Source organism: Arthrobacter alkaliphilus (assembly GCF_021483235.1).
GTDB lineage: Bacteria > Actinomycetota > Actinomycetes > Actinomycetales > Micrococcaceae > Arthrobacter > Arthrobacter alkaliphilus.
Map to the genome: position 1 here is coordinate 33,857 of NZ_JAKEEC010000023.1, position 16,410 is coordinate 50,266.

Annotated in this window: 14 protein-coding genes; 4 read left to right on the forward strand and 10 right to left on the reverse strand. The window is 63.3% G+C overall.

Translation table 11 applies throughout. The features are described from left to right. Position 1 precedes the first annotated feature (1 nt). From L0B83_RS15065 to dinB, 7 genes are all read right to left on the reverse strand, one after another. A complete protein-coding gene (locus L0B83_RS15065; RefSeq protein ID WP_372461203.1) occupies positions 2-1,639 on the reverse strand; it encodes a UDP-N-acetylmuramoyl-L-alanyl-D-glutamate--2,6-diaminopimelate ligase in 1,638 nt (545 codons plus the stop codon). Positions 1,640-1,761: 122 nt separating this feature from the next. After that, complete coding sequence (locus L0B83_RS15070) at positions 1,762-3,558, reverse strand: peptidoglycan D,D-transpeptidase FtsI family protein (RefSeq protein ID WP_234759274.1); 1,797 nt, start codon at positions 3,556-3,558, stop codon at positions 1,762-1,764. A gap of 55 nt (positions 3,559-3,613) precedes the next feature. Continuing rightward, the gene (gene ftsL / locus L0B83_RS15075; RefSeq protein WP_234759275.1) at positions 3,614-4,297 is read right to left on the reverse strand and encodes a cell division protein FtsL; all 684 of its coding nucleotides are present in this window, start codon (positions 4,295-4,297) and stop codon (positions 3,614-3,616) included. Then, on the reverse strand, positions 4,294-5,292 hold the full coding sequence (gene rsmH, locus L0B83_RS15080; RefSeq protein WP_234759276.1) for a 16S rRNA (cytosine(1402)-N(4))-methyltransferase RsmH: 999 nt from the start codon (positions 5,290-5,292) through the stop codon (positions 4,294-4,296). The genes ftsL and rsmH overlap by 4 nt, the downstream gene beginning before the upstream one ends. A 184-nt stretch (positions 5,293-5,476) precedes the next feature. Beyond that, positions 5,477-5,908: a division/cell wall cluster transcriptional repressor MraZ gene (gene mraZ / locus L0B83_RS15085; RefSeq protein WP_059389147.1), complete on the reverse strand. Its 432-nt coding sequence runs from the start codon at positions 5,906-5,908 to the stop codon at positions 5,477-5,479. A 287-nt stretch (positions 5,909-6,195) separates the two neighbouring features. Next, positions 6,196-6,561, reverse strand: coding sequence for an SCO2097 family morphological protein (locus L0B83_RS15090; RefSeq protein WP_234759277.1), 366 nt, complete (start codon positions 6,559-6,561; stop codon positions 6,196-6,198). 233 nt (positions 6,562-6,794) lie between these two features. After that, a complete protein-coding gene (dinB, locus tag L0B83_RS15095; RefSeq protein ID WP_234759307.1) occupies positions 6,795-7,997 on the reverse strand; it encodes a DNA polymerase IV in 1,203 nt (400 codons plus the stop codon). Between the two features lie 162 nt (positions 7,998-8,159). Between dinB and L0B83_RS15100 the strand changes: the two genes are divergently transcribed. Next, positions 8,160-8,693 (forward strand): hypothetical protein, encoded by a 534-nt coding sequence (locus L0B83_RS15100; protein ID WP_234759278.1) that lies wholly within the window; start codon positions 8,160-8,162, stop codon positions 8,691-8,693. Beyond that, entirely contained in the window at positions 8,690-9,781 is a 1,092-nt protein-coding gene (locus L0B83_RS15105) for a polyprenyl synthetase family protein (RefSeq protein ID WP_234759279.1), read from the forward strand. Before L0B83_RS15100 ends, L0B83_RS15105 begins: the two co-directional genes overlap by 4 nt. Before the next feature lie 117 nt (positions 9,782-9,898). Here the strand turns inward: L0B83_RS15105 and L0B83_RS15110 are convergent, their stop codons facing one another. Then, positions 9,899-10,252, reverse strand: coding sequence for an Rv2175c family DNA-binding protein (locus L0B83_RS15110; RefSeq protein ID WP_234759280.1), 354 nt, complete (start codon positions 10,250-10,252; stop codon positions 9,899-9,901). Positions 10,253-10,475: 223 nt separating this feature from the next. On the opposite strand from L0B83_RS15110, the gene L0B83_RS15115 reads away from it, so the two are divergent. Both L0B83_RS15115 and pknB read left to right on the forward strand, forming a co-directional pair. Further along, complete coding sequence (locus L0B83_RS15115; RefSeq protein WP_234759281.1) at positions 10,476-11,858, forward strand: lytic transglycosylase domain-containing protein; 1,383 nt, start codon at positions 10,476-10,478, stop codon at positions 11,856-11,858. Positions 11,859-11,952: 94 nt separating this feature from the next. Then, positions 11,953-14,040 carry a Stk1 family PASTA domain-containing Ser/Thr kinase gene (gene pknB / locus L0B83_RS15120; protein WP_234759282.1) on the forward strand — a complete coding sequence of 696 codons (2,088 nt, stop codon included), beginning with the start codon at positions 11,953-11,955 and terminating at the stop codon, positions 14,038-14,040. Positions 14,041-14,057: 17 nt separating this feature from the next. On the opposite strand, the gene L0B83_RS15125 is transcribed toward pknB, so the two are convergent. Continuing rightward, on the reverse strand, positions 14,058-15,485 hold the full coding sequence (locus L0B83_RS15125) for a class II 3-deoxy-7-phosphoheptulonate synthase (protein ID WP_372461204.1): 1,428 nt from the start codon (positions 15,483-15,485) through the stop codon (positions 14,058-14,060). Positions 15,486-15,551: 66 nt separating this feature from the next. After that, positions 15,552-16,355: a lysophospholipid acyltransferase family protein gene (locus tag L0B83_RS15130; protein ID WP_234759283.1), complete on the reverse strand. Its 804-nt coding sequence runs from the start codon at positions 16,353-16,355 to the stop codon at positions 15,552-15,554. Between the last annotated feature and the right edge of the window lie 55 nt (positions 16,356-16,410).

Genomic DNA, 16,410 nt, shown 5'->3' on the forward strand with positions numbered 1-16,410 from the left:
TCTAGGACTCTATCCGCTCGTCCGTGAAAACCTTGAATCCCCGGGCTGTCAAGGCCGCCCGCAGTTCCTCCCGGTCGTCCAGGGCAAGGTTGACGCCCTTCACTTCTTGCCAGACCTCATGGCCACGGCCGGCGATCAGAATGGTGTCTTCCGCAGTGGCCAGTTCCACGGCACGGCGGATGGCGACGTCGCGGGGGTACGCTTCCACGATTTCGCAGTCAAGGTCCTCAGACTCGCGGGCAGCGCGTGCCCCCGCTATGACTTCCGAACGGATCGTCGCGGCGTCTTCGTCATGCGGATCGTCGTCGCTCACGATCACGACGTCGGCGAGCCGGGCGGCTATGGCGCCCATGGTCGGCCGCTTGCCCTGGTCGCGCTGTCCTGTGGCGCCGAACACGACGATCACTCGGGATCCGGGCGCCTTCGGGCGCACGGCCGTGAGGGCCCTCGCCAGAGCGTCCGGGTTGTGGGCGAAATCGACGACGGCGGCCGGTGCATCCGAGATGAGCTGCATGCGCCCGGGTACGGAGACGGTGAATGGATCGTGCCCATCCAAAGCCGCCTGCAGTGCAGACGGGTCGATACCGGATTCAAGCACCATGATGGTAGCCAGCGCAGCGTTGGAGACGTTGAAGTCCCCCGGCAATCCAGTGTGGACACGCAGGACCGTTCCATCGACGCGGCGCAATTCGAACTCGCTTCCCAGCCCGCGCGCCTTGACTGACTCCACGGTCCAGTCGGCTCCGCTGCCCGGGGTGGCCGACAGCGTGGTCACGTGTATTTCCGCCTCATCGGCAAGCAAGCGCCCCCACGGGTCGTCCACGGTCACTACGGCCCGGCGTGCGCGGGCGCTCGTGAATAGCTCCGCCTTGGTCCGGAAGTATTCGTCCATGCTTCCGTGGAGGTCGAGGTGGTCCTGTGTCAGGTTGGTGAAGCCGGCAACGTCGAACGTCACCGAGTCGACCCTGTGGAACGACAGGGCGTGGGAGGAGACCTCCATGGAAGCCGCCTCCAACCCGCGCTCGCGCATGAGGGCCAGCAAGGCATGGACATCCGTTGATTCCGGCGTGGTCAGCAGGCTGGGGATGGCCTCACCCCCCGTAAGGATTTCAATCGTCCCGATCAATCCAGGATTCATGCCAAGGGCGCGGAGCAGCGAATTGATGAAATACGTGGTCGTCGTTTTGCCGTTGGTACCGGTTACGCCGAAAAGCGTGGGCGAAGCCTCATCGAGTGGTTGGCTGCGATAAATGAGGGCTGCGAGCGAACCGACGGCTGCACGGGGATTGCCAACGATCAGCACGGGAACAGCAAGGTCCTCCAGGGCCAATTGGCGGGCGCCGTCCTCGTCGGTCACGACCGCAACGGCACCTGCTTCCACCGCTTGTGTCACAAAGTCTGCCCCGTGGCGTGTGGCTCCGGGCAGGGCCAGGTACAAGTCTCCCGGCTCGACGGTGCGCGAGTTGAGGGACACGCCGGTCACCGACGTGGCGTGGGAGTCCGGCGATAGCGTGATTCCGAGCGACGATGCGATGGCCGCCAAGGGAACTGGCGCCACGACGGCAGGACGGAAGCCCGGTTTGTCCGTAGCCGGCTGGTTCCCTGGAGGGATCGATACGGCATCATTCTGCTCTGACAAAGTGGTCTCCGTTGGTACTCGTGAAACTGGCCGCGCGGGAACCTTGTGGGTTGCGCAAACAGCAGGGGTGGATCGAAATGTGGCCGGACAGATGCCCAACAAGCTTACTTGGCGAAACTGAACTACTTGCCGTACTGGGGTAATTGCGCAGGTGTTCCAGTGGATGGCGGAACGTTGTAGGTTCGCAGGACCTGGCCCATGACCGAGCGGAAAACCGGCCCTTGGGTGATGCCGTAAATGTTGCCCTTGGGCCGCTGGACAACCACCTCCACGATGAAGCGTGGATTGTCCATGGGCGCCATTCCAATGATGGATGCCGTGAAGCCGTCGAAGCCCGGCAGCCCGTCTTCACGGGGTGCTTCGGAGGTTCCTGTCTTGGCGCCTACCCGGTATCCGTCGATGCCGGCATCTTTCACTTCGCCCATGGTGACATTGCTCTCCAGGATGTCGCGGACCTGTTGGGCGGTCTGCTTCGTCACCACTTGGCGGGGATCCTTGGCCGGCACCTTGGCTTCAACCCCGTCTGCTCCGACATAGCCGTCGATCAGCCGCGGTTGCAGCATCACGCCGTCGTTGGCGATGCTTTGGTAGGCACGGACGGTCTGCAGCGTGGATTGCGAAACGCCTTGGCCGAAAAGCACGGTGTACTGCTGGCGGTCGTCCCATTGCTCCGGTTTGGCGAGGATTCCGGAAGATTCGGCCGGTAGACCAATGTCCGGCGCCTGGCCGATGCCGAAGCGTTGGAGATAGTCGTAGCGCTGCTGCTTGCTCAGCCGGCTGCCGATCATCACGGTGCCCGTGTTCATCGAATAGCCGAGGATGCCGGCGAGCGTCCTCTGTTCGGTACCGTGAACGAAGGCGTCGGTGAACGTCTGGCCGTCGATGGTCACGGCAGGCGGAATGGTGACGGTGTCCAGCGGGTTTGATTTGCCTTCATTGATCGCGGCGGACGCCGTGATCATCTTTTCGACCGAGCCGGGCTCGTAGGCAGCCGTCACCGACCGCACCCCGCGGTCTGCGGCCGCCGCTTTGCCCGGGTCGTTGGGATCCGGGGCGTTCGTGTCCGCCATCGCGAGGAGGTTCCCGGTCTTGATGTCCTCGACGACGATTGAGCCCCACTGTGCATTGAGCTGGTTGACCTGGGTCTGGATGGCCTGCTGCGCAAAGTACTGGATGTCCGTGTTCAGCGTCAGCTTGACGTCTTTGCCGTTGACTGCCGGCGTCAGCAGATCGGTCGCGACGGGGATACGAAGGCCGTCGGCGCCGATCTCGAAGACGCGCTTGCCGTCTTTGCCGCGCAGCAGTTCGTCCTGGGTCTGCTCGAGGCCGGCCTGCCCTGTCGTGCCGTCCTTGAGGAAGCCGATGACGCCCCCGGCGACGCTGCCGTTCGGATATACGCGCTTGCTGATGCCTTCCGAGACGATGCCCGGGATGTGGAGCTGGGATATCCGGTCTTCGAGATCGGGCTTCACTTCCTTGGCCACGATGTTGTATTTCTTATCGCCGGTCACGGCCTGCGTCACCTGGTTGACATCGATCCCCAGGGCGCTGGAAAGCTCTGCAATCCCCTCGGTCCTGGAGACCTTCTCGATGGCCTGGGTCCGGGTGTTGTAGCGGGAAAACTCAGGGGTATTGGTGTTGACCGTTTGGTCCACCACGATGTTGTAACGGATCACGCTGCTGGCAAGCACGGCGCCGTTGGCGTCAAGGATCTTGCCGCGTTCGGCCGGCAGGACGGTGGTTGTCAGCCGGTTCTTGTAAGCGGCCTCGGCCAGGCCGCCGACGTCCAGCCCCTGGACCAGGAACAATTTGCCCCCGACCACCAGCAAAAGCGTCAGCATGATGCCAAGGCCGACGCGCAGGCGCGTCTTCGCCGCCGGCGTTCTCTTGTTCTTCGATTTGCCGGTTGTCTGACCCACGTCGATTCCTTGCTGCTTGCCTGGCTGTTTACCTGAAACTCAGGTCGGCTGGACGCTACTGCCCCGGCACCTTCTGCTGCGGGGCCGGGACCGAACCACCGTGGAGATCCACAACCGGCGGCTTCGGTGCCGCAGGAACCGCGGGTGCGGCAGGAACCGCGGGTGCCTGCGGTTTGGCCGGCGTCGAGTCGGCGGCACCGTTGGGCTTGCGGCCGTCCAGTGAATCATTCTTGGCGGGTGCAGGAGCTGCGACGCTGGACTGGCCCGCAACCGCAGGTGGAGCGATGACGGCACCGGGGTTCTGCCCCTTGGTTGCCGGCGTCGCCTTTCCTGTGACCGTCAGGTTGTCCAGATCGATCTGGCCCGTGGCAGTGGAAGCTACCATTCCCAATTCTGCGGCCTTGGCGGCAAGATTCTGTGGAGCCTGGTAGTTCTGGACCTGTTGTGTCAGATCCTGGTTCTGCTTGTTCAGCGACGCGGCGTCATTCCTGAGCTTGACAAGGTCGTATTGCGCCGTGGAAACGGAGATGTTGAGCACAAGAACAGTCAACAGGGCAGCTGCCAGCACGCCGAAGCAAAAGACGACGAACGGAGTCCGGCGCCTCCCGGGGACACTCTGGACGAGCGAGAGCGGCGTCCGCGCCTTGCGGGTCGTGTCGCGTTCCGGCCCCCGGGCGGGCAGGGCACGCGCAGTGTTCCCCACCGTGGTCGGCAGGACCTTCGCGCCAGCGGTGCTCATGCTGTTCTCCTCGCTTTGATGCGCTCCACGGCCCGCAGGCGGGCGGATGCCGCACGCGGGTTTTCGGCGATTTCTTCAGGTGTGGGCACTTCCGTGCCTTTGGTCAGGGTCTTGAATTCCGGTTTGTGTTCCTCCAGCTCCACGGGGAAGCCGAGCGGAGCCGACGACTTGGACCTGGACTGGAATACCGACTTGACGATCTTGTCTTCGAGTGAGTGGTAGGACATCACCACGACGCGTCCGCCCATCGCCGTGGCCGAGAGAGCTGCAGGTACCGCTCTCTCCAGGACGTCGAGTTCCTCGTTCACTTCAATCCGCAAGGCCTGGAAAGTCCGCTTTGCCGGATGCCCCCCGGACTTCGCCGCCGCCGCAGGGACAACTCCGCGGATCTGTTCGACGAGTTCACCGGTGGTGGAGAAGGGCTTGACCGCCCTCGCCGTAACGATGCGGTTTGCGATCCTGCCGGCAAACTTCTCTTCGCCCCACTTGCGGATAATCCGCACCAGGTCTTCTTCGGAATAGGTGTTAACGACGTCGGCAGCAGTCTGCCCGCGGCTTGTGTCCATCCGCATATCCAGCGGGGCGTCGTAAGAGTAGGCGAAGCCGCGCTCCCGCTCGTCCAGTTGGAGGGAGGACACACCGAGGTCCATGAGGATGCCGTGGACTTCCGCGATACCGAGCCCGGCGATAACATCTTCGATTTCGTCGTAGACGGCATGAACCAGGTCTATGCGGTCCGCGAAGGGTTCAAGGCGCGCACCGGCGAGGTCCAAGGCCTCTTCATCCCGGTCAATGCCGACCAGGTGCAGGTCGGGGAACCGTTGCAGCATCGCTTCGGAGTGGCCGCCCATGCCCAACGTGGCATCGATGACGACGGGCGTTTCGCCACGCTTGCGGGCGGCCTCAAAACCGGGTGCCAACAAGTTGATGCACCGGTCCTTCAGAACCGGCACATGCCGCTCCGAGGTTGGTCTTGGCGCGTCTTGCTCCTCCATGCGGCCTCCTCAGAGCTGAATCGTTCGTCCGGCTGTCAGTTTCGTGCTGAGTGGTCGCTTCTTGAGCCGGATCCCCATCCGCGCCTATCGCAGCGTCCGCCTGGCTCCGGGGAAGGTGAGCCAGGAAAACGATGTGATGGGCGGCTGGAGATCCCGTCCAAGAAGCGTTACTGCGTCCCGGTTTCTAAATGAACCCGGGAAGGTTGTCGTCGTCGGTCTCCGAGAAGGCGGCTTCCTTCTCGGCCAAGTACTCATCCCAAGCCTGGGCATCCCAGATCTCTGCGCGGGTTCCGGCGCCGATGACCGCCAATTCCCGCTCAAGACCTGCATAGCTCCGGAGCGCCGGCGGAATCGTCACGCGCCCCTGCTTGTCAGGTACCTCGTCAGAGGCTCCGGACAGGAAAACCCGGATGTAGTCACGAGACTGCTTGGAGGAGATGGGGGCCTCCCGCATGGATTCGTGAATACGTTCGAATTCCCGCTGGCTGAAGACGTAGATGCAACGTTCCTGGCCCCTTGTGAGCACCAAGCCGTCAGCAAGTTCCTCGCGGAACTTGGCGGGAAGGATGATCCGGCCCTTTTCATCCAGACGCGGAGAATGCGTGCCAAGAAACACTGGCCCACCGCCCCATCTGTAAAGGTGCCCGTATCTGCCCCACGCCGCCACTACCCTCTTACTTGCTCCACTTTACTCCACAAGTCCCCACAGTCAACGCAATCCGGCGTGTTTCGGCTCCACTTTCGATCGCAGGAGCCTGAAAACGCGCGGATCCAAGGAGTGGTGGGATGTGGAGGGAACGCGATGGCCATGTGGAGGGGATGCGGGTTTAAATGCGAAAAGACCCGATATTCGGGTCTTTTCGCAATCAGGCCGGAGCCTGGTGGTGCAATGTGGAGGGGCGCTCAGCTCTCCTCGCCGCGGCGGCGCTCGTCCCAGCGTTCTTCAAGGTTGCTCATGAACGAGTTCTTCGTTTTGCCTGGCTTGCCGCTCCTCGACTTCCCCACTGCGGCCCTTCTCAGGGTGGCAAAGTACACGCCGGCACCCATCACAATGAAGCCCAGCACGCCAAGGAAGATGTTCTGCAAGGACACGCCAACCAGCAACAAGAGAATTCCGGCGATAGTGCCTAGAACGCCGATAACGATGTGCCTGGTCGACCATGATCGAATGGGGTCGGAGCCCATTGAATTGGCAAACTTTGGATCGTCCTCATGCAGTTGCTTCTCGAGTTGCTCGAGAAGCTTCTGTTCGTGCTCCGATAGGGGCATCGCGACCTCCTTTAGTCGGCCAGCGCCTGGATACGCCGCGGCCGTCGCCTCTGTTTCCCTACAACGGACGAACCGAAAAAAGGGTTCCCGAAGACCGTGTCTTTTGAACCCGGCCTCACGGAACAGACGCAACCTGGCAATTTATCCAGACGGTCTAAATCTGTGTATCTCTAGGATAGTTTGTTGGCCGCTGTTCTGAAAGGGACGCCGGAGGGCGTACGGGGCCCTCCGCGCTAGGAAGGTGCTGGCCTGTCGGGCTCCGCCTGCGGCTCCAGAAGCGCCGCGGGAAGGACAGTCTTGCTGCCGAACCGCTCGGCGACACGGTCAAGCGCTTGTTCGGCCGCCCGCCAGTTGTCGTCCCTGCGGTCGAAGCTCAACTGCAACGAGGCGTGTTCCGCAGCTTCGAGCTGCTCGGCCCTGACTCCTACAAGGCGCACACTCATCCCGCGTTCCCCCAAAGACTCCAGCAACTGGCTTGCCACCTGATAGATCAACTGGGCGCTGTCGACGGGCGTATGCATTGTCTTGCTGCGGCTGATCGTCGAGAAATCGGCATATCGCAGCTTCAGCGCAATGGTCCTGGCCAGCAGTCCGGCTGTCCGGAGCCGGGTCGCGGTTCGGTGGGAGAGCCTGAGTAACTCGCGGTGCAGGAGCGCGTCATCCGGGGTGTCAACCGCGAATGTTTCCTCCGAGCCTATGCTCTTCTCGAGCCGGACAGGCGTGACCGGCCGCGGGTCCAAACCCATCGACAATCTGTGGACGTGCTCCCCCGAAGCTCCCAGGACTTTTTTCAAGGAAGAAAGCGGCGTTGCCGCTACGTCAGCCACGGTGCGGATCCCCAGCCGGGCGAGGACATCGGCGGTCTTGGCACCGACTCCCCACAAGGCGTTTACGGGCAGGCTATGCAAATAGGCGACAGTCTGCCCTTCCTCAATAAGCAGGAGGCCGTCGGGTTTGCAGCGCGTCGAGGCGATTTTTGCAACGAACTTGTTGGCCGCGATTCCCACGGAGGCGGTGATTCCCAGTTCGGAAGCGACGCGGCTCCGAATCAGCCGGCCAATCTGGAGAGGCGGACCAAGCCGCCTGATGGCGCCACCGACGTCGAGGAACGCTTCGTCGACGCTCAGGGGCTCCACGAGGTCTGTTATCGATTCGAATATGCCCATCAACTGCCGGGACACCTCGTAGTAAAGGCTGTGGCGCGGTTCGATAATGACCGCTTGGGGGCACAGCCGCATGGCGTTGGCCATGGGCATGGCGGACTTCACACCCAGCGCGCGCGCTTCGTAGGAGGCTGACAAGACAACCGAGCGATCCACGGGGAAGCCGACAATAACGGGTTTCCCTTTGAGCTCAGGCCGGGTACGCAATTCCACCGAGACAAAGAAGGCATCCATGTCCACGTGGAGGATGCTGGTGCGCCTCAGTTCCCGCAGAGCAGCGGGGTCCGGGGCGAATGCCCGTCCGGGGCCCCGCCCGTTGTTCTCCGCTTGTGGTCTCACAAGGAAATCCTATGCCGCAGCACTGGTTACTGGTGGCCGCAACCGGCGCCCTAAACTGGAGGCAGCATCCGGCGTCGTCCCCAGGAGGAAATCCCTGTGAAGCTCTTTGGAAAGCCTCAACCCGTCATCCTTGCCTTGTTGGCCACGGGCGTCGCGTTGACCATCTCGGCTTGCGGGTCGTCCCCGGCAGGCACGGCATCCCAAGGGGCGGCACCAACATCGTCCGGGACATCCGCCGCTTCGGCAAGCCCCGCACCGGCCACCGCGACCAAGGCTCCCTCAGGAGCTTCGGCTGCGGTCAACTCCCTCGTCCCGGGATTCCCGCAGCAACTAATTCCCTTGATGCCCAACGCAGCTGTGGAATCCAGCAGTTTCGACAAGACCTCCTCCCCGGCCTCGGTGGCATTGGTCGGCACCATTGCATCCCCCTCTGACGCGGTCGTGGCGTTTTACACCTCCGCGCTCACCGCGCAAGGCTTTAAGGAACTGCCGGGCAGCACTGTGGGAAGTATCAAATCGAAAGATTTCCTGCGTGGCGACAATGAAACGGTGAATATCTCCGTGGTGGAAGCCGCGGGCAAATCCACGTTCACCATCGGTGCCAACGTGGCCGCCGGGTCAATCAAGTGACCGCGGAGGACCTGGCTTCGGAACAGAGCCGTTTTGTGGCCGACGTGGCCGTTAAACTCAACGGTTTCCTTGGGGTGCACCAAGAAACCATGGCCACCATCTCCCCCGATGTCGCTCCCCTCATGAGTTCAATCACGAGCCTTGTGACAGGTGGCAAGCGGCTCCGGGCTTTGATGTGCTACTGGGGGTGGCGGGGTGCCGGAGGTGAGGCCGCACACCCGGACATCATCGCCGCCGGCTGCGCCTTGGAACTCTTCCAAGCTGCAGCCCTGATACACGATGACATCATCGACCGCTCTGATACCCGTCGCGGCGGTCCGAGTGTGCACCGGCGGTTCAGCCAGCTCCATGAGGCCGAAGGCTGGGCCCTGGACAGCGAACGCTTTGGACACGCAGCTGCGATCCTCACCGGGGACCTCTGCCTCTCGTTCAGCGAGGAGGCGTTCGCGGACATTGGTGGCCGGGCTGCTTCAGGCACGGACGCGCGGCGGATCTTCAACCTGATGCGCGCCGAGGTCATGGCGGGTCAATACCTGGACATCCTGGAGGAAGTTGCAGGTCCTGTGCGGGACCGTGCGGGCGCCGTCCGCCGCGCGCAGTCCATCATCCGATTCAAGTCGGCGAAGTACTCAACGGAACACCCGCTGGCCCTCGGGGGCGCCTTGGCAGGCGCCGGCGAAGAGCTCCTTCAGGGCTATTCCGCTTTCGCGTTGCCCCTTGGCGAAGCCTTCCAGCTCCGCGACGACGTCTTGGGGGTTTTCGGTGACCCCGGCACCACTGGAAAACCCGCGGGAGATGACCTCCGCGAAGGCAAACGGACCGTACTCGTGGGATTCGCGATCAACCAGGCCGGTGCTGCTGATTCGAGCTACATCGACACCATGCTTGGACGGCAGGACCTGGGAGCCGCAGAGGTTGCCGAGATCAGGCGGATCATCGTGGATTGCGGAGCGCTCGAAGCCACCGAGGCGATGATCGAGGACCTCAGCAACGAAGCTTTCGAGGCCCTGGAACGCCTCCCCCTGGCCGACCTCCCGCTTACCGCGCTCAGGCAGTTGGCCGAAGCCGCAGTCAGCCGCGCCTCATGAATTCTTTCGTAACTCCACGTTAACGACAGTCGAAATATTGCCCTTAAATACAGTGGCAAATAGAGTGGCGGCGGTCAGACTGCTGATCGCCGCCACTGTATTTAAGGCAGGAGTCCCTTACCAGGCTAGCGACTGCGCCCTGCGCCGGATTTCAGTTTTGCGCCCTTCGCGGAGCGCATCGACAGGACGGCCACCCAGCGACTCGTCCGGAGTGAAAAGCCACACGATGAGCTCCTCATCCGTGTACCCGGCGTCGCCGAGCACTGCGATGGTGCCCTTCAGGCTCTCCACCACATGACCGTCCTGGATAAAGAGAGCGGGAATCGAACGGATGTTGCGTTCGCCCACTCTCACCGCCACCACTGCACGCTCATCCAGAAGACCGTGGACCTTGGTGATCGAAACGTTCAGCAGCTCTGCCACATCGGGCAGCGGCAGCCATTCGGAAACGAGGCTTTCTACATTACTCACGGATCAAGATTGCCACGCCGCGCGCTTTGCGCCTAGCCGGAGGAGGCGGGTACGCGCGGAATTTGCGTCCCGAATTGCCCAAGATCGAATGCAGGCGGATTTCTTGTGCGGAATCGAAAAATGTGAGAGATTCACATTGATCACATTTGCATCAACACTAACTTTAGTAACATTGGCAACAGCGGCATCCCCGACATCCGCTGCTGAGATGAGGATTGCTCCCATGACGACGCCCAGCTCGCCCAAGAAGACAACGAGCATGCCCATAATTGCGGCCACAACAGCGGCGCTGCCCGCCGTCATGCTCTCTTCGTTGGCAATCGCCCAGCCGGCAACGGCGGTTCCGGCGGTACAAGGCCAGAAGATCCCCGCATCGCTTGCCGCAGCCATGCAGGCCCAGGCCTCGGCCGTGTCCGCAAACGTCATTCCCGCCTCGGCGGTTGCCGCAGCCATCCCTGCTGCCGTGCAGCCCATGGCGCCTGGTGCTCCAGCCACCTACACCATCGTCCGGGGCGATACCATCAGCGCCATCGCGGTGCGCTACGGGCTGGACACCAACACCGTCCTGCAGCTCAACGGGCTCTCGGCCAACACCATCATCTATCCGGGACAACAGATCAAGCTGTCCGGTTCGGCACCTGCTCCCAGTGCGCCGGCACCCGCCCCCAGCCCGGCACCGGGCTCGTCATCGAGCGGCGCAAGTTACACAGTCGTTCCCGGAGACACCCTGAGCGGTATTGCCGCCCGCCACGGAGTGGCATTGTCCGACGTCTTCAACTGGAACGGCCTCAACGGCCGTTCGATCATCTACCCGGGACAGAAGATCCAGGTGGGCCCGGGAACGAACGCACCGGCCCCGGCCGCACCGGCTCCTGCCGCACTGGTCCCCGCTTCGGCTCCGAAGGCGCCGGCACCTGCGGCACTCGCCAACACGGGCTCGTACACCATCAAGTCGGGTGACACCCTGGGCGGCATCGCATCGCGCCTTGGCGTGTCCTTGTCATCGCTGCTCTCGGCCAACAACCTGTCCATGAGCACCATCATCTATCCGGGGCAGAAGCTCGCCATCCCCGGGGCTCCCGCTCCCTCGGCTCCGGCGCCTGCTCCGGTCAGCACACCGTTGGTTCCGAGCACGTTCCTGGGCTACACCTACCCTGCGGCAGTGGTCAGCTCAGCCAACGCGAACAAAGCGCTGCTCAATGCGTCTCCGGTTCCCAGCACCGCCCAGATGAAGGGGATCGTCGCCGATACAGCCCGCCGGATGGGAGTGGACCCTTCCCTGGCCATGGCCTTCGCTTTCCAGGAATCGGGCTTCAACCAGCGTGCGGTCTCCCCCGCCAACGCCATCGGCACCATGCAGGTGATTCCCTCCTCGGGTGAATGGGCTTCCCAACTGGTGGGACGCAAGCTCAACCTCCTCGACCCGTATGACAACGTGACCGCCGGCATCGCCATCATCCGCGCCCTTGTCAACACCAGCAAGGATGTTAATACGGCCATCGCAGGCTACTACCAGGGCCAATACTCGGTGGCCAAGCACGGCATGTACGACGACACCAAGGCGTACGTCGCCTCGATCCTGGCGCTCAAGAAGAACTTCAGCTAGGCCACGACGCACAACACGGGCCCGGGTCGCATGCGATCCGGGCCCTGTTTTTGCCCAAGTTCTGCTCAATGTTCTGCTCAATTAGGATCGTAGGGTGCAGGAAAAAGTTTCGGACCAACTCCTCGGAACCCTCGTGGACGGGCGCTACCTGGTGCGATCGCGCCTCGCGAACGGCGGAATGTCAACCGTCTATCTCGCCACCGATGAGCGGCTCGCACGCGACGTCGCGCTCAAAGTGCTGCATCCGCACCTTGCCAACGACCAAAACTTCCTCGACCGCCTGCAGCGCGAGGCACGGGCCGCGGCGAGCCTTTCCCACCCGCACGTCGTAGGCGTCCTCGACCAGGGACAGGACGGCCACATTGCCTACATCGTCATGGAGTACATCAAGGGCCATACCCTGCGTGACGTCCTTAACGAGAAGGCCGCGCTTCCGCCCCGGCTCGCCTTCGCACTGATCGACCCGGTCATTGAAGGGCTCGCTGCCGCCCACGCGGCCGGGCTGATCCACCGGGACGTCAAGCCGGAGAACGTCCTGATCGCCGACGACGGCCGCATCAAAGTGGGCGATTTCGGCCTGGCCCGGGCCGTCACGGCGACAACCAGCACGGGTGCCCTGATCGGCACGGTCGCATACCTCGCTCCCGAGTTGGTCCTCGGCAAAGCCGCAGATGCCCGGAGCGACATCTACTCCACCGGCATCATGCTTTACGAAATGCTTACCGGCGGGCAACCTTATGCCGGCGACGTTCCCATCCAGGTCGCATACCAGCACGTCAACGCGGCCATCGCACCGCCGTCGCGCGCCGTCCCCGGGCTTGCCGCGGACGTGGACGAACTCGTCCAGTGGTGTACCGCAAAGGATCCCGAAGAGCGTCCAGTGGACGGTTCGGCGCTGTTGTCGGAACTGCGGCACATCCGCACAACCTTGACCGACGCGGAACTGGATATCAACCCACCGGCCGCAAAAGCGGCAACACCGGAAAGGCAGGACGAGGCAGCGGCAACCGCGGTAGTGGCTCCCTTCCCTGCCGGACACACGGAGCCGCTGGAACGGATTGGCCGCCCGACCGAGATCATCTCAAGCCAGCGAAATCCAACCACGGTGCTTCCGCCGTCGGTACCCTCCTCCGGCGCCGCGGCTTTCAACATCCAGTTGCCGCAGGACCGGGATCCGCTGGATCCGTCCGAGGCCCCGCCCAGCAAGCGCGACATCAAACGGATGGAGCGCCAGGAGGAAAAGGACCGTGCCCGGGCGGCAGCCACGCCGTCGCGCTCCTTGCGGGAAGGCAATCCGCGCCGCCGGGCTGTGATCTGGACGGTTGTGGTGATTGTCCTGGCGATACTGGCCACAGCGGCGGGTTGGTTCTTCGGTATGGGGCCCGGCTCGCCCGGAACCATACCGGACACCAGGAACAAGACAGTTGCCGAGGCGCAACAGCTCCTGAGAACGGCAGGCTTCCAATCGGAGCCGAAGGACGTGTTCGACGACGACGTCACGGCAGGTTTGGCGGTTGGCACGGAACCCGCGTCCGGCCAGGTCGTCCGGAAGTTCCAACCGGTCTCGCTTTTCGTCTCGAAGGGTCCGCAGTTGTTTCCGCTTGCGGCGATGACCGGCCTGACACTTGACCAGGCAAAGGATGCCCTGAACACGGCCGGAATGGCCCTCGGCAAAGTCACCGAGCAGTATGACGACAAAGTGCCTTCAGGCACGGTGATCTCCCAGTCCCCGCCCAAGGACACCGCGGTCCGCCATGGCACCCCGGTGGCGCTGGTGGTCTCCAAGGGACCCCAGCCCCTCCCTGTACCGGATGTCCGCGGCATGACGCAGCAAGCCGCGGTCAAGGCGATCGCCGACGCCGGATTCACGGCGAAGATTGCGCCGGAACCTGTCTACGACAAGAAGGTCCCCGCGGGAGCCGTGGTCAGCCAGTCCCCTGCCAACGGCACCTTGATCCGCGGCGAGGTCGTCACGTTGACCCTGTCCAAGGGGCCGAAAATGGTGCATGTCCCGAACTTCGTCGGCAAGCAGGCGGATGCCGCCCGCAAAGCCTTGGAGTCGCTCGGGTTCGAGGTCCGGATCAATAACATCCTGGGTGGCTTCTTCGGCACGGTCCGTGACCAGAACCCGGTGGACAGCGATGCCCCGGAGGGCTCCGTGGTCACCTTGACCGTCGTGTAGGACGGCTTGCTGCCGGACTACCTCTTGGTGAGGGCTCCAGCCACGAGGAACGCCATCTCGAGGGATTGCATGTGGTTCAAGCGGGGATCGCAGACAGACTCGTAACGGTCCAGGAAGGCGTCCTGGTCAATGGGGTCGGCGCCGCCGAGGCATTCCGCAACGTCGTCGCCGGTCATCTCCATGTGGAGTCCGCCGGGTACCGTGCCCAGGGCGTGGTGGACTTCGAAGAACCCGCGCACTTCGTCCACGACGTCGTCGAAGTTGCGCGTCTTGTACCCGTTGGGCGAGGTGACAGTGTTCCCGTGCATCGGGTCCGTGACCCAGAGGACCTGGGCGCCGGAGGCAGTGACCTTCTCGACGACGGCAGGCAGCTTCTCGCGGATGTTCCTGGCGCCCATCCGGGTGATGAAGGTGAGGCGGCCGGGCTCGCGGTTCGGGTCCAGCTTGTCAATGAGCCGCAACGCGTCGTCTCCGGACGTCCCGGGACCGAGCTTGACGCCGATCGGATTGCGCACGCGGGACAGGAAGTCCACATGCGCATGGTCGAGTTCGCGCGTGCGCTCACCGATCCAGAGGAAGTGCCCTGAGGTGTCGTAAGGAAGCCCTGTGCGGGAGTCGATGCGCGTCAGGGCACGCTCGTAGTCCAGCAGGAGTGCTTCGTGGCTCGCGAAGAACTCCACGCGCTTGAGGGCTTCGAAATCGGCGCCGCAGGACGCCATGAACTTGATCGCCCGGTCGATGTCCCTCGCCAGGGACTCGTAGCGGGCATGGGCGGGATTTTCGGTGAACCCCTTGTTCCACAGGTGCACCAGGCGAAGATCGGCGAAGCCGCCCTGGGTGAAGGCTCGGATGAGGTTCAGGGTGGAAGCCGAGGTGTGGTATGCCTTCAGCATCCGGCCCGCATCGTGGGCGCGGGATTCGGGGGTGAAATCGTAGCCGTTGACGATGTCTCCGCGGTACGCGGGCAAGGTGACGCCGTCGCGGGTTTCCTCGTTCGACGAGCGGGGCTTGGCGAACTGGCCGGCCATGCGGCCCATCTTGATGACGGGCATTGCCGCGCCATAAGTAAGGACAACCGCCATCTGCAGGATGGTGCGGACCCGCGCACTGATCTTGTCCGCGGTCGCGTCCTCGAAAGTCTCCGCGCAGTCTCCGCCTTGAAGCAGGAACGCCCGGCCCTGGGCTGCAGCGGCCAGACGCTCGCGCAATATGTCCACCTCGCCGGCAAAAACCAGCGGCGGAAGCGCGGAGAGTTCCTTGACGGAGGCGTCAAAGACGGCCTTGTCGGTCCACGTGGGTTGCTGCGAAATAGGCAGCTTGCGCCAGTCGTCCAAGCCGGGGTAGTTTGCCGCGCCGCTTTGCGCGGTGCTGGTCAGGGGGCTGCCCAGGGAACTGGTGAGGGGGCCGGTCGTGGACGGTGCAGGGTTCGCGGATAGCTCAGTCACTCTTCAAGACTAGTTGCCTTCACCGCTGTTCGGGGCACGGCAACCGTAACCCTCCTGCGCCGTCCGTCACACTTTCCCGGTCACCGCGCTGTCGCCGCCGTCAGGCCCTGCAAGGTCACCGGTCGTCGGCCTCGTTTCCTGGCCGCCGGCGGCTGGGTCCGCTTTGCTTCCGTTCGCGGGCTCCGGGAGCTGCCCGGCCAGCCGCTGCTTGACGACGGCGGCATATTCGTCCACATATTCCTGCCCCGAGAGCCGCATGAGTTCGTACATGATCCGGTCGGTCACTGCGCGCTGGACCGAGCGATCCTCCTCTTGGCCGTAGTACTCGCTGAAGTCCAGCGGCTGCCCGAAGATGATCCCAATCCGGCGGATATTGGGCAGGCGCTTGCCGATGGGTTGGACCTTTTCGGTGCCGATCATCGCTACGGGAACCACGGGAACGCGGGTCTGGAGGGCAAGCCTGGCGACTCCAACCTTGCCCCGGTAAAGCCTGGCATCGGGACTTCGGGTGCCTTCCGGGTAGATACCCAGCAGGCCGCCGTCGGCCAGGACGTCCCTGCCGGCCTGCAAGGACAGTTCGGACGCGGCGCCGCCCGAACGGTCCATGGGCAACTGGTTGGTGAGCCTGAAGAACATTGCCGTCAGGCGGCCTTTAAGCCCGGTACCCGTGAAGTACTCGGACTTGGCGAGGAAGCTGACCCGCCGGGGCACCATCACGGGCATGAAGATCGAGTCGGAAAAGGACAAATGGTTGGAGGCGAGAATTGCTGCGCCCTCCTGCGGAATATTGTCGAGGCCCTTGACCCAAGGGCGGAACAGCAATTTGAGAAGCGGACCCAAAAGGATCCGCTTCATGACCCAATAGAACACTTCGGTTCCCCTCCAGGGCGGCGTCTGTATGGCGGCCGGACGGTCCCGGCCCGCA

What these genes read in the sequence shown, in the direction of transcription:
- ftsL (WP_234759275.1), bottom strand. Translation starts at nt 4,297, where the DNA reads ATGAGCACCGCTGGCGCGAAGGTCCTGCCGACCACGGTGGGGAACACT.
- rsmH (WP_234759276.1), bottom strand. Translation starts at nt 5,292, where the DNA reads ATGGAGGAGCAAGACGCGCCAAGACCAACCTCGGAGCGGCATGTGCCG.
- L0B83_RS15090 (WP_234759277.1), bottom strand. Translation starts at nt 6,561, where the DNA reads ATGCCCCTATCGGAGCACGAACAGAAGCTTCTCGAGCAACTCGAGAAG.
- L0B83_RS15115 (WP_234759281.1), top strand. Translation starts at nt 10,476, where the DNA reads ATGACGACGCCCAGCTCGCCCAAGAAGACAACGAGCATGCCCATAATT.